A 12,346-nucleotide genomic window follows, 5' to 3' on the forward strand; every position below is an offset into this window, starting at 1 on the left:
CGTAAAAATAAGAAGTACTATAGTAAAATTTTGTAAAAGAATGTTAGTTAAGCCAATCGTTTTAGACAAAATTCTATCAATCTGTCAACAGATTCGGTTGGGGTAATGGAGAATTCGCCCGTTGACCTATTGGCTAAAATACAGTTCATTGAAACTGCCTCATGACCTAACAGTTGAGCCAGGGCATAAATACCCGAAGTTTCCATCTCCAGGTTCGTCAATTTGAGCTCCTTGAATTTAAAGGTCGATAATTTTTCCATTAACTCCATCTGGCTGGGCTTGATTCTTAATTGTCGTTGCTGGGGTCCGTAAAACCCGGTGTTTGTTGCTGTAAAGCCTAATCGTATACGATTATCGCTGAACCGCTTTCCAAGTTTTTCCGAGTATGAGAGGACGTAAGGTCTCGCTTTATGGGCATTCCATGCGGTATGTGCAATAAATTCATCTTCTATTTCAGGATAGTTGATTTTATCATGCTCGTAGAAATGTAACAAGCCGTCAAAACCTATGGAGTATTTACTGATCAGAAAAGAATCGATAGGAATATCTGGCTGTATAGCTCCGGTTGTTCCAATTCGTATAATATCTAAAGAAGTATGTTTTTCTTTAAGCGTTCTTGTTTTAAAATCAATGTTTACCAGAGCATCCAACTCGTTTAGTACAATATCAATGTTGTCCGTACCAATTCCGGTAGATATTACAGATATACGCTTGCCGTTTAAGTGCCCGGTGTGCGTATGAAATTCGCGTTTTCCCTTTTTTACTTCAATAGTATCAAAATGTTGGGAAACCTGACGAACCCTATCCGGGTCGCCTACGGTGATAACGGTTGTTGCAATATCTTCTGGTAATAAGTTGAGATGGTAGATACTACCATCTTCATTGATGATAAGCTCAGCAGGCTTTAGTTGCATGCTATAATTTTAAGATTCGGTTTGTACTGGTGTTATATAGGAAATTGTACTTTAAAGCACCTCCTAAATACACATCGTTGTCTTGAATACAAGAATAATAACTAGTTTGTCCGTCCAAAATTTCTTTTCCTTTTTTAGAAAGTCTAACGGGGTTAAGGCTTGTTATCAAAGGTTTTAACCTTGTTAGTGCACGGTCATATTGCGTGTTGGAAAATCCTAAGTTACCCTGGTTTTTAAGCAGAATATCCATGTATTCCGTTTTTGATTTTGGTTTTTTGTCAATAGCGAGTTGTAAAATGGTGTTCTCCATTTCGTTTAAACCGTTATTAATACTAGGGAAACGCTTTAAATGAGACTTTACGGCATCACCTAGATAATCAAACTGATAATCGTTGAAGTCCGTTAGGTTTTCTAAACGAATAGGATTGTTGCTGCAATACAATTGCCAAACATAATCGGCATATTCCGTATCATCTTGGGACAATATTTTTTTATTCTTATAAAGACTCAACAATTGGTCGTCCGTAAGCTCGTTAAGACTATATAGTTTATCGGAATTATCTTCCTTGCCACTACAGACCAAAGATATTTGAGCGTATTTTCTATGCGTTAGCAACCAACTAATTACCGCTAGCATATTTACCTGGCAGAAAAGATCATATTCAAACCATAGTACAATATGGTCTTGTTGCTTATGGCTACATAAGGATCTATATTCTTTAAGGGTCTTTTCAATAAACCATGACTTGGAAACTTTGTAGTTTTTATGCAGAAACTCAAAACGAGCTTTCCAGAAAGATTCCGTACCTACATTGGGTAGCGTTTTACCTTCACATAACATTTCGCGCCATGTGATGACATCGCCATCTAAATTTAATTTTTTAAGACGTTCTGTGAAAACATCGCCATTGGTTATGTGCAAGAGAGAACTCATACCAGGTTTGATTTAGTTTGATTAAATTAAAAATAATACTAATAACAACGTTATAAAATAATTTAACAGAAAACAAATAGAACTTTCAAGGTAGTGTTTTTAGCATTATTAACCGCCTACACGCTTCACCGCGAAGCCTTTATCCTTAAGTATAGCCATGATTTTGTCTCTGTAATCACCTTGAATAATAATTTTATCGTCTTTAAAACTGCCTCCAACACTAAGTTTGGTCTTCAATTCTTTGGCCAATTTTTTGAAATCTTCATCGGCACCGGTGTATCCTTCTAATATAGTTATCGGTTTTCCTTTGCGTTTTTCATATTTACAAATAATCGGGTCGTCTTGAAGCCAAATGGCATTGTCCGCTTTTTTCTCAACAGGTGTTTCCTCTATTTCGTGATCGGGAAATAAATTTTTTAGTTGGTCTTTGAGGTCCATAGTTATTACTTTTTGATTAACCCAAGGTCTATTAATCTTTCATGTAAAAATTCACCTGCCGTAATATCTTCGTACAACTTTGGGTGGTCCTCATCAATACAGTTCTCAAGGCAATTTAAGGGCATTTCGCTAACCGGATGCATAAAGAACGGAATTGAATATCTGGAAGTTCCCCATAACTCTCTTGGAGGATTTACTACTTGGTGAATAGTTGATAACAATTTATTATTGGTCAAGCGGCTAAGCATGTCCCCAACATTGATCATCAATTGATCGGGTCTTGCAATGGCATCAACCCATTCTCCATCGTGGTTTTGTACCTGAAGACCTTTACCATGAGCCCCCATTAGCAGAGTTATGAGATTTATATCTCCATGGGCTGCCGCTCTTACCGCATTTTTAGGTTCAGTTGTAATAGGGGGGTAGTGTATTGGTCGTAAAATTGAATTTCCATTTTTAATGAAATCGTCAAAATAATATTCATCTAAATTTAGATGTAACGCTAGGGCACGTAAAACGTATCTGGCTGTTTTTTCTAGCATTTTATAGGTTTCTTTACCTACTTCGTTAAATTTGGGAAGCTCCTTGACAATGACGTTTGCCGGGTATTCTTTTTCTAATTGTTCATTATCTTCAACATATTGTCCAAAATGCCAGAACTCTTTTAAATCTCCTTCTTTTCTACCTTTGGCATGCTCTTTACCAAAAGAGGTATAACCACGTTGACCACCAATACCTTCTATTTCATAGCTGTCTTTTACATCACTTGGCAAATCAAAGAATTTTTTGATTTCTGAATATAAGGTATCTACAAATTCTTCCGATAGAAAATGTCCACTTAGGGCCACAAACCCTATATCTTCAAACGCTTTTCCAATTTCATCAATAAACTTTTGTTTTCTTTTAGGGTCTTCAGAAAGAAAATCCCTCAAATCAACACTGGGTACTAAGCTCATATTTATAAAGATTTTAAGTAAAATTAATAATTATTGTCCAGTTATTGGCGTTGTTACAATCGATAGTTGCTATAGGTAATTTCGTTACATTTATGTTTTAATAGCCAAAATTGATCCAATCAATGAATTATACTGATTTTAAGGTAGCTCACGATGTTAAGTTAAAGCTTTACAAATCAATGCTTAAGCCTCGTATGGTAGAAGAAAAGATGTTGGTTCTATTGAGGCAGGGCAAAGTTTCTAAATGGTTTAGTGGTATTGGTCAAGAAGCAATTTCTGTAGGGGTTGCTATGGCCTTAAATGAAGATGAGTACATATTGCCAATGCATAGAAATCTAGGTGTTTTTACTACACGGGAAATACCCCTTTACAGATTATTTGCCCAGTGGCAAGGTAAGGCAAGCGGTTTTACCCAAGGTAGGGATCGCAGCTTTCATTTTGGCAGCCAAGATTTTAAAATTGTGGGAATGATTTCACATCTGGGTCCGCAATTAGGTGTGGCCGATGGTATTGCACTTGCCCATAAATTAAAAAACGAGAAAAAGATTACCGCAGTTTTTACGGGAGAAGGAGCTACTAGCGAAGGAGATTTTCATGAAGCCTTAAATGTGGCTTCAGTTTGGGATCTGCCCGTGCTTTTCTGTGTAGAGAACAACGGTTATGGGTTGTCAACACCAACAAATGAGCAATTTAGGTGTAAACATATAGCGGATAAGGGAGTTGGTTACGGAATGGAATCTCATATCATAGATGGCAATAACATATTGGAAGTCTTTTTTAAGGTCTCTCATTTGGTCAGGGATATGCGAATAAACCCTAGACCGGTATTATTGGAATTTAAAACATTTCGTATGCGGGGACATGAAGAAGCTAGCGGTACGCACTATGTACCTCAAGAACTTTTAGATGCTTGGGCAGAGAAAGATCCATTGGAAAATTATACGCAATATCTTGTTGAAGAAAAACTTTTGACAAAAGAAAGTATTACAAATTATAAGGCGGATATTAAAGCTGAAATTGACGAGCATTTAAGGATAGCCTTCACCGAAGATGCAATTAGACCAAGTGAAAGTAAAGAATTAAATGAAGTATATCAAAAATTTGATTTAAAAGAAATTAGACCAAGTAGATTTGTTACCAATATACGATTTATAGATGCCATTTCAGAGGGGTTGCGACAATCTATGAAGAAGTTTGATAATCTAGTAATTATGGGTCAAGACATTGCCGAGTATGGTGGTGTATTCAAAATTACGGATGGCTTTGTAAACGATTTTGGTAAAGAACGCGTGCGCAATACCCCCATATGTGAATCTGCCATTGTTTCTGCGGCAATGGGTTTGTCCATTAATGGAATGAAAGCCGTTATGGAAATGCAATTTGCGGATTTTGCCAGTAGTGGTTTCAACCCAATAGTAAATTATTTGGCAAAAAGTTATTACAGATGGGGCGAGAAAGCGGATGTAGTTATAAGAATGCCCTGTGGTGGCGGTGTTGCCGCTGGTCCTTTTCATTCACAGACAAATGAAGCTTGGTTTACAAAAACGCCAGGACTTAAAGTGGTATATCCAGCTTTTCCTTATGATGCAAAAGGGTTATTGGCAACGTCAATAGAAGATCCTAATCCCGTTTTGTTCTTTGAGCACAAAGGTTTGTACAGAAGTCTTTATCAAGAAGTGCCCGTAGACTACTATACTTTGCCCTTAGGTAAGGCCAGTATTTTAAAGCAAGGTGATCAAATTTCTATTGTAACCTATGGCGCAGGTGTACATTGGGCTTTGGAGGTTTTAGAAAAAAATCCGGAAATACGTGCAGACTTATTAGATCTAAGAACATTACAGCCATTGGACACCAAGGCCATTTTTGATTCTGTAGTGAGAACTGGAAAATTAATAATTCTTCAAGAAGATAGTCTCTTTGGTGGTATTGCAAGTGATATTTCGGCAATGGTCACTGAAAACTGTTTTGAATATTTAGACGGACCAATAAAACGGGTGGGTAGTTTAGATACTCCAATTCCTTTTAATACAAAGTTAGAACAGCAATATCTGGCAAAATCAAGGTTTGAAGCTGATTTAAAAGAGTTAATAGCATATTAAATAATTTGTATTTAATTCAAACCATTTATATAGAGCTTCTAGAATTAACTTTAGTATCCTCATTTCAGCATTATCAAGTATCCATTTTAGGTTGTTAGCTATCAGTTCATTAAGTAAACCCGTTAACAATAGTATTAAAAGAGGTAATAGGTTTTTGGGTTTAGCTACATCTTTGCCATGTCATTTGGTCGATTAAATATTGATTTTTAATCTAAAAAATGATTTAAAACGTATATGAATCAAACCTAAATAATTACTTATGAAAAAAATGATTTGGCTTTTAAGCATTGTGCTTTTGGCATCCTCTTGTTCAGTTTCTAAAAATGCGAGAGAAAAGCGTAACCTTTTAAGTGGCACATGGGCATTGAACAATGTGTCCTTTGAAGGCAATACCGGTAATGTAAAAGCTGTTTTGTTCAATGATGTAGAAGATATTTGCCTAGAAGGCAGTGAATGGTTCTTTCGTGATAACAACAGTACGGGAAGGTATACAATTAGTCCATCTACTTTTTGTACCGGTGGCGATCGTTATATTAGATGGTCTGTAGTTGAGCGTGAAGAAAACTATACGAGCCAGTTGCAGTTTAAATTTATTAATGAGAAAAATCAAGATATATCTGGAGGCGTAGGATATCGTTTAAATATAGAGAACCTTACAGAATACGCCATGACCTTAAAGTCCAATGTTATGGTAGAAGGTGCTCCAGTAAATGTTGTATACGAATTCACAAAAAAATAACCTACTTCAATTAAAATTAAACATATGAAAACAATGATATTACGTAGAACTAGTTACTTTCTTGCTCTTGCATTGGTAATGAGCTGTAGTACGGTAAAAAATGCAAATAAGACACAAAAAGGAGCTGTAATCGGTGCCACAGGAGGTGCGGTGATCGGTGGTGTTTTAGGAAACAATGTAGGCAGTGGTAATAATACCGCTCTTGGTGCAATTTTAGGAGCTGCCATTGGTGGGGCCGCAGGTGGATATATTGGCAATAGAATGGACCGTCAAGCAGAACGTATAGAGGAAGAGATACCAGGGGCAGAGGTAAAACGTGTGGGTGAAGGTATTAACGTAACCTTCAACGAAGATGCCGGTGTTTATTTTGATACGAACAAAAGTAATGTACAAGGTACATCAGCGGCTACTTTAGATAAGCTAGTGAACATTTTTAAGGAATACCCACAGTCTAATATTCTTGTTGAAGGACATACGGATAGTGCCGGTGCAGAGGAGTATAATCTTAATCTTTCTAAACAAAGAGCAGAATCCGTTACCAATTATCTTATTAGTCAAGGTGTAGCCGCTAGCCGTTTTGATACCAAGTGGTATGGTGAAACGCAGCCAGTAGGTGATAATACCACTACAGCAGGTAAAGCTAAAAATAGACGTGTAGAATTAGCTATTGTTGCAAGTGAGTCCTTAAAACAAGAAGCACAAACGCAAACCAACTAAGAGATACGAATTTTAGTATTGAGTTAAAATTAAAGCCCTGCATTTGCAGGGCTTTTTTGTTTTTGGTGTAACTTCCATGCAGTGAAAGAGCATGGCATACTAATTATTGGAGGCGGATTGGCAGGTTTGACTGCTGCCATTCATTTGGCTTTGGAAGGCTTAGACGTTGCCGTTATTGAAATTCAGCAATATCCGCACCATAAAGTATGCGGAGAGTATGTCTCAAAGGAAATTGAGCCCTATTTGAAGGGATTAGGTGTAGACTTAAAAATTTCTGGTGCCTTGGCTATTTCAAAATTTCAAATAAGTACGCAAGACGGATTTATGGTGCAAACAGAATTACCATTGGGCGGATTTGGGATTAGTAGGTATGCATTTGATAATTTATTATTTAAAAGAGCTCAGGAATTAGGTGTCCATTTTTATTTTGAAAAGGTTGTTGAAACAGTTTTTAAAGAAGATTCTTTTACTATCAAAACCAAGACCGGATGTTATTCTTCTAAAATGGCCATAGGTGCTTATGGTAAACGTTCCGTTCTTGATAAAAATTTAAATCGGGATTTTAGTAAGAATAAACAATCTTGGTTAGCGGTAAAGGCGCATTATTACAATAACGATTTTCCAGAGAATTTGGTTGCGCTACATAATTTTAAAGGAGGTTATGGGGGATTGTCAAAAACAGAGACCGGGGCAGTAAATTTCTGTTATTTGGTGCATTATGATAGTTTCAAGACGTATAAAGATGTAAATAGTTTTAATAAGGCGGTAGTTGCTGAAAATCCTTTTTTAAAGAAATTCTTGTCAACTTCAGAGCCTATATTTAAACGGCCCATGACCATTGCCCAAATAGCTTTCGATAATAAAGAAACCATTGTCGATCATATGCTTATGTGCGGAGATACGGCAGGTCTTATACATCCACTATGCGGCAATGGAATGGCAATGGCCATTCATAGCGCCCAAATAGCTTCTGAATTAATTGTACGGTTTTTTAATGATGCAGATTATTCGAGAAACCTATTAGAACAAGATTATAAGTTGGCCTGGGCAAAAGCTTTTAAAAAACGCCTATGGTTTGGTAGAAAGTTACAAGGTATTCTAATGAACAAAGCATTGGTTTCGTTAGGAATAAAATCCGTTGGAAGGTCCAGTTCAATATTGAAATATATAATCTCTAAAACCCACGGGGACTTGATAGCATAATGGTAGATTTTACACATAGAAGTAGCGAGGTGGAGATTATGGATACCTTTTCTGGTACCATAAGTGAGCTCGAAACTATTCTACAAGATATCAATAGGGTAAATAAGTTGTTGGGTGGTTATAGTATTACTTTAAGTGCTGTATTTGAGATGATTAACAAAGGGCATAAAGAATCGTATACGATTTTAGATGTGGGTTGTGCTGAGGGAACCATGTTACGAAAGCTGGCGGATGAAGCAAGAAAGCACAATATCAAGGTAAAATTGATTGGAGTTGATTTCAATGAACAATCCTTACAATTGGCACAACAGTATTCATATAACTATCCAGAAATTAGTTATGTTAATACCGATATTTTAAAGACCGATTTTTCTAATAGTGATATTGATGTGGTAATGTCTACGTTGACCTTGCATCATTTTACGGATAATGGAATCATAAAATTTGTAAATAGATTTGTGGAAATAGCAAAATTAGGGGTGGTTATAAATGATTTGGAACGTAGTCCTGTAGCGTATTCTTTGTTTAAGGCATTTAGTTTCTTTTTTATAAAAACAGATATTGCCAAGAAGGACGGATTATTATCTATACGTAGGGCATTTAAAGAAGAGGAATTAAAACATTTTGCAAGTAGGGTTACCAATGCGTCCCATAAAATAAAATGGAAATGGGCATTTAGATATGTGTGGATTTTAAAAAAGAAATAGGTAGATTGAAGATTAAGAATAGCTATGGGTCATACAAGAATTGTTAATGTTGTTAAAGAATTGCCACCGTATTCTAGAGATACAAAGGATATTATTCCCCTTGTAGAATATTGGTTGAGTGATCAGGAAGATCGTTTTACCAGAAAGGTGGTTAAGATTTTTGAAGGTGCTGCCGTAGATAAACGCTATTCTATTATGCCTCCTGAAGATGTGTTCATAACTACATCTTTTGAAGATAAAAACAAGATTTACAGTAGAGAAGCTAAACGAATGGGCGCAAATGTGCTAAAAAATGCATTACGGAAAAGTGAATGGGCGGCTTCATCAATAGATTATATTATTACGGTTAGCTGTACAGGTATTATGATTCCGTCTTTAGATGCCTATTTGATCAATGATGTAGGATTGCGACAAGATGTTGTTAGGCTTCCGGTCACAGAAATGGGTTGCGCTGCGGGAGTATCGGGTCTTATTTATGCCCATAATTTCTTGAAAGCCAATCCTGGTAAGCGCTTAGCATTAGTCGCGGTAGAAAGTCCTACCGCAACCTTTCAGCTTCAGGATTTTTCTATGGCAAATATGGTCAGTGCCGCAATTTTTGGAGATGGTGCGGCTTGCGTGCTATTATCATCAGAAGAAGATGCAGTTGGTCCTAGGATAGTAGGAGAAGAAATGTATCATTTTAAGGATGCTACCCAAATGATGGGTTTCGATTTAACCAACCACGGATTAAAAATGATTCTAGATCCTGCGGTTCCAGAAACTATTTCCGATCATTTTGAGGATATCGTTCATCCATTTCTAAAAAAGTATGGGAGTAATATAAATACAGTAGATCATTTAATATTTCATCCCGGAGGAAAAAAAATAGTGCAGACAGTAGAATCTCTTTTTGGTGCCCTTGGAAGGAATATTGATGATACTAGAGAAGTGTTACGCCTGTATGGTAATATGAGTAGTGCAACTGTTTTATACGTTTTGGAGCGTTTTTTAGAGAAAGACATAGCAGCAGGTGAGCAGGGGTTAATATTGAGTTTTGGTCCCGGTTTCTCGGCACAACGCGTTTTAATTGAATGGTAGAACTATTAAATTACGATGATGAGAAGTAAGTATTGGGCATTAATATTAGGAGGAAGTAGTGGATTAGGACTTGCAACGGCAAAGAAATTAGCTCGTCATGGTTATAATGTTCTTATAATGCATCGTGATCGCCGTGCCGCTATGGATGAAATAGAAAAAGATTTTAATGAAATTAGAAGCTACGGAAATGACTTTTTATCAATGAACGTAGATGTGCTAAATGCCGATAAACGGGCAGGTATTATTTCTGATATTCAGCAACAACTGCCGCAAGGGCATTTAATAAAGGTAATGGTTCACAGTGTCGCAAAAGGTACTTTAAAACCAATGTATTCACCTAGTGAAGCATCTTTGAGCGATACTGATTTTAGAATTACGTTTAATGCGATGGCTTTAAGTCTGTATGATTGGACCAAGGCATTGGTAACTGCAGATTTGTTTGCTGAAGATACCAGAATCGTATCTTTTACAAGTGAAGGAAATACGAAAGCATTGCCAAATTATAGTGCCGTCTCTGTAGCTAAAGTAGCTTTAGAGGCGCTGACCAGAAGTATTGCCCTAGAATTTGCACCGATAGGTATAAAAGCAAATTGTATTCAGGCCGGTATTACCATGACAAAATCTTTATCTATGATTCCCAGTTTTGAAAAGATAAAAGAACATGCGTTGAAGAGAAATCCGCAAAATCGGTTAACAGTACCTGAGGATGTTGCAAATGCCGTGTATTTATTAACAATGGATGAAGCTAAGTGGATTACCGGTACAGTTATCAAAGTAGATGGTGGCGAAAGTTTGATTTAATAGGGAAGAAAATGAAAGAAACATATGATTGGATATTGAATAAACTTCCATATTCGGATCCATTCCTTTTTGTGCATGAAATTTTGGATATTAATGATACAATGGTGGAAGGCAGTTATAGGTTTTCGCCAAAATTGGATTTTTATCAAGGCCATTTTAAAAACGACCCTATTACACCAGGAGTAATTTTAACGGAGTGTTGTGCTCAAATTGGCCTGGTTTGTTTAGGTATTTATCTTTTAGGGCAAAAGACCAAATTAGAAAATTTTACCATTGGTATGAGCAGCTCTCAAATGGAGTTTTTGCTTCCGGTATTACCTGGAGAACGGGTTAGGGTGGTTTCAAATTTGATATATTTTAGATTTCAGAAATTAAAGTGCGAGGTTATAATGTACAATGAAGATGATAAACTGGTCTGCAAAGGAATTTTAGCGGGCATGATAGGTGTAGTCAATGAATAGACGTGTAGTTATTACAGGGTTAGGGGTATGTGCACCAAATGGTGTAGGTTTAACCGATTTCACAAATGCCTTGCTGGAAGGTAAAAGTGGGCTTCGGTATCAACCAAATTTAGAGCAGTTGGGTTTTGGTTGCCAAGTAGCTGGCGAGCCTTTTGTAGCGGATAAAACTATAGATAACTATTTTACGCCACTTGAACGTAGAGGCTTAAATGCAACGGGAATTGTATATGGAGTCATTGCAGGTCTGGATGCCTGGATAGATGCGGGGTTGGATAAGAACAATACGGATGAACCAAGCTGGGATCGGGGTATCATTTTTGGTACCGGAATTTTAGGTGTGGACAAGTTTAGGGAAGCCATACATTTAATAGATGATGGTAATGTACGTAGGCTTGGCAGTACGTCGGTAATACAAACCATGGCGAGTGGTATAAGTGCCTATTTAGGCGGAATACTAGGTTGTGGAAATCAAGTGACCACGAACTCCGCGGCATGTACTACAGGTACCGAGGGTATTATCATGGCGTACGAAAGAATTCGTCAAGGAAAGGCCGACATAATGTTAACGGGCAGTTGTAGTGATAGTGGTCCATATGTGTGGGGCGGTTTTGATGCCATGCGTATTTTACCAAGAGGTTACAATGATAACCCTACGGAGGCAAGCAGGCCTATGAGTGCCACAGCTGCGGGATTTGTTCCCGGCAGTGGAGCCGGGGCATTGGTTCTTGAGTCATTAGAAAGCGCCCAAAAACGAGGTGCAAATATTTATGCAGAAGTATTGGGAGGGGAGAACAATAGTGGTGGGCAGATGGGAGAAGGGTCCATGACGGCTCCAAATAGTATGGCTGTGCAGCGCTGCATACGTAATGCCATTGCCAATTCAGGAATTGAAGCGGCGGATATTGATGTCATAAATGGTCATTTGACCGCAACCACTAAAGATGCCTTGGAAATAGAAAACTGGACCAAGGCTCTATCTAGGAAGCAAGATGATTTTCCTTACATTAATTCGTTCAAAGGTTCTGTAGGTCATTGTTTAGCGGCCGCAGGTAGTATAGAATGTGTGGCAACCGTTTTGCAATTTAAAGAACAAGTAGTCTTTAAAAATGTAAACTGTGATGAAATAAATCCTGAAATTTCAAAATTAATTTCGGAAGCTAATATACCTCGGCAAACAATTAAGTACGCTCCTAAAGTAATTGCAAAAGCAAGTTTTGGATTTGGAGATGTTAATGCTTGTATTATTTTTAAAAAATACTAACTATCAAAAACGTATACCAAAAGGTATTTTAAATGA

Annotated in this window: 13 protein-coding genes; 9 read left to right on the plus strand and 4 right to left on the minus strand. The window is 37.2% G+C overall.

Annotated elements, in window-relative coordinates; all coding sequences use genetic code 11:
* Positions 1 to 47: 47 nt before the first annotated feature.
* The 4 genes from PXC01_RS11205 to PXC01_RS11220 form a co-directional block, all read right to left on the minus strand.
* Complete coding sequence (locus PXC01_RS11205) at positions 48 to 914, minus strand: nucleoside phosphorylase (protein ID WP_276472387.1); 867 nt, start codon at positions 912 to 914, stop codon at positions 48 to 50.
* 1 nt (position 915) lies between these two features.
* Positions 916 to 1,848: a DUF1835 domain-containing protein gene (locus PXC01_RS11210; protein WP_276472388.1), complete on the minus strand. Its 933-nt coding sequence runs from the start codon at positions 1,846 to 1,848 to the stop codon at positions 916 to 918.
* Positions 1,849 to 1,956: 108 nt separating this feature from the next.
* Complete coding sequence (locus tag PXC01_RS11215; protein WP_276472389.1) at positions 1,957 to 2,286, minus strand: translation initiation factor; 330 nt, start codon at positions 2,284 to 2,286, stop codon at positions 1,957 to 1,959.
* 5 nt (positions 2,287 to 2,291) lie between these two features.
* Positions 2,292 to 3,242 carry an isopenicillin N synthase family dioxygenase gene (locus PXC01_RS11220; protein ID WP_276472390.1) on the minus strand — a complete coding sequence of 317 codons (951 nt, stop codon included), beginning with the start codon at positions 3,240 to 3,242 and terminating at the stop codon, positions 2,292 to 2,294.
* A gap of 122 nt (positions 3,243 to 3,364) precedes the next feature.
* Here PXC01_RS11220 and PXC01_RS11225 point away from each other — a divergent pair, with 122 nt between their 5' ends.
* The 9 genes from PXC01_RS11225 to PXC01_RS11265 all read left to right on the plus strand — a co-directional run bounded on the left by PXC01_RS11225 (position 3,365) and on the right by PXC01_RS11265 (position 12,310).
* On the plus strand, positions 3,365 to 5,341 hold the full coding sequence (locus PXC01_RS11225; protein WP_276472391.1) for an alpha-ketoacid dehydrogenase subunit alpha/beta: 1,977 nt from the start codon (positions 3,365 to 3,367) through the stop codon (positions 5,339 to 5,341).
* A gap of 259 nt (positions 5,342 to 5,600) precedes the next feature.
* Complete coding sequence (locus PXC01_RS11230) at positions 5,601 to 6,080, plus strand: lipocalin family protein (RefSeq protein ID WP_276472392.1); 480 nt, start codon at positions 5,601 to 5,603, stop codon at positions 6,078 to 6,080.
* A 24-nt stretch (positions 6,081 to 6,104) separates the two neighbouring features.
* Positions 6,105 to 6,797 (plus strand): YiaD family glycine zipper/OmpA-like lipoprotein, encoded by a 693-nt coding sequence (locus PXC01_RS11235; protein WP_276472393.1) that lies wholly within the window; start codon positions 6,105 to 6,107, stop codon positions 6,795 to 6,797.
* A gap of 81 nt (positions 6,798 to 6,878) precedes the next feature.
* A complete protein-coding gene (locus tag PXC01_RS11240; protein ID WP_276472394.1) occupies positions 6,879 to 8,000 on the plus strand; it encodes an NAD(P)/FAD-dependent oxidoreductase in 1,122 nt (373 codons plus the stop codon).
* Positions 8,000 to 8,707 carry a methyltransferase domain-containing protein gene (locus PXC01_RS11245; RefSeq protein ID WP_276472395.1) on the plus strand — a complete coding sequence of 236 codons (708 nt, stop codon included), beginning with the start codon at positions 8,000 to 8,002 and terminating at the stop codon, positions 8,705 to 8,707. Before PXC01_RS11240 ends, PXC01_RS11245 begins: the two co-directional genes overlap by 1 nt.
* 24 nt (positions 8,708 to 8,731) lie before the next feature.
* Complete coding sequence (locus PXC01_RS11250; RefSeq protein ID WP_276472396.1) at positions 8,732 to 9,787, plus strand: type III polyketide synthase; 1,056 nt, start codon at positions 8,732 to 8,734, stop codon at positions 9,785 to 9,787.
* 15 nt (positions 9,788 to 9,802) lie between these two features.
* The gene (locus PXC01_RS11255) at positions 9,803 to 10,588 is read left to right on the plus strand and encodes an SDR family oxidoreductase (protein WP_276472397.1); all 786 of its coding nucleotides are present in this window, start codon (positions 9,803 to 9,805) and stop codon (positions 10,586 to 10,588) included.
* An 11-nt stretch (positions 10,589 to 10,599) separates the two neighbouring features.
* Positions 10,600 to 11,049: a 3-hydroxyacyl-ACP dehydratase FabZ family protein gene (locus tag PXC01_RS11260; protein ID WP_276472398.1), complete on the plus strand. Its 450-nt coding sequence runs from the start codon at positions 10,600 to 10,602 to the stop codon at positions 11,047 to 11,049.
* Positions 11,042 to 12,310, plus strand: a complete 1,269-nt coding sequence (locus PXC01_RS11265; RefSeq protein WP_276472399.1) for a beta-ketoacyl-[acyl-carrier-protein] synthase family protein — start codon at positions 11,042 to 11,044, stop codon at positions 12,308 to 12,310. The genes PXC01_RS11260 and PXC01_RS11265 overlap by 8 nt, the downstream gene beginning before the upstream one ends.
* The last annotated feature ends 36 nt before the right edge of the window (positions 12,311 to 12,346 follow it).

Origin of the sequence: Maribacter huludaoensis, from assembly GCF_029350945.1 — a bacterium.
In the GTDB taxonomy this organism is placed as follows: domain Bacteria; phylum Bacteroidota; class Bacteroidia; order Flavobacteriales; family Flavobacteriaceae; genus Maribacter; species Maribacter huludaoensis.

Excerpts from the sequence above, each read along its gene's own strand:
- PXC01_RS11230 (WP_276472392.1), top strand. The coding sequence starts at position 5,601 with ATGAAAAAAATGATTTGGCTTTTAAGCATTGTGCTTTTGGCATCCTCT.
- PXC01_RS11205 (WP_276472387.1), bottom strand. The coding sequence starts at position 914 with ATGCAACTAAAGCCTGCTGAGCTTATCATCAATGAAGATGGTAGTATC.
- PXC01_RS11235 (WP_276472393.1), top strand. The coding sequence starts at position 6,105 with ATGAAAACAATGATATTACGTAGAACTAGTTACTTTCTTGCTCTTGCA.
- PXC01_RS11260 (WP_276472398.1), top strand. The coding sequence starts at position 10,600 with ATGAAAGAAACATATGATTGGATATTGAATAAACTTCCATATTCGGAT.
- PXC01_RS11215 (WP_276472389.1), bottom strand. The coding sequence starts at position 2,286 with ATGGACCTCAAAGACCAACTAAAAAATTTATTTCCCGATCACGAAATA.
- PXC01_RS11210 (WP_276472388.1), bottom strand. The coding sequence starts at position 1,848 with ATGAGTTCTCTCTTGCACATAACCAATGGCGATGTTTTCACAGAACGT.
- PXC01_RS11250 (WP_276472396.1), top strand. The coding sequence starts at position 8,732 with ATGGGTCATACAAGAATTGTTAATGTTGTTAAAGAATTGCCACCGTAT.
- PXC01_RS11255 (WP_276472397.1), top strand. The coding sequence starts at position 9,803 with ATGATGAGAAGTAAGTATTGGGCATTAATATTAGGAGGAAGTAGTGGA.
- PXC01_RS11245 (WP_276472395.1), top strand. The coding sequence starts at position 8,000 with ATGGTAGATTTTACACATAGAAGTAGCGAGGTGGAGATTATGGATACC.
- PXC01_RS11265 (WP_276472399.1), top strand. The coding sequence starts at position 11,042 with ATGAATAGACGTGTAGTTATTACAGGGTTAGGGGTATGTGCACCAAAT.
- PXC01_RS11220 (WP_276472390.1), bottom strand. The coding sequence starts at position 3,242 with ATGAGCTTAGTACCCAGTGTTGATTTGAGGGATTTTCTTTCTGAAGAC.
- PXC01_RS11225 (WP_276472391.1), top strand. The coding sequence starts at position 3,365 with ATGAATTATACTGATTTTAAGGTAGCTCACGATGTTAAGTTAAAGCTT.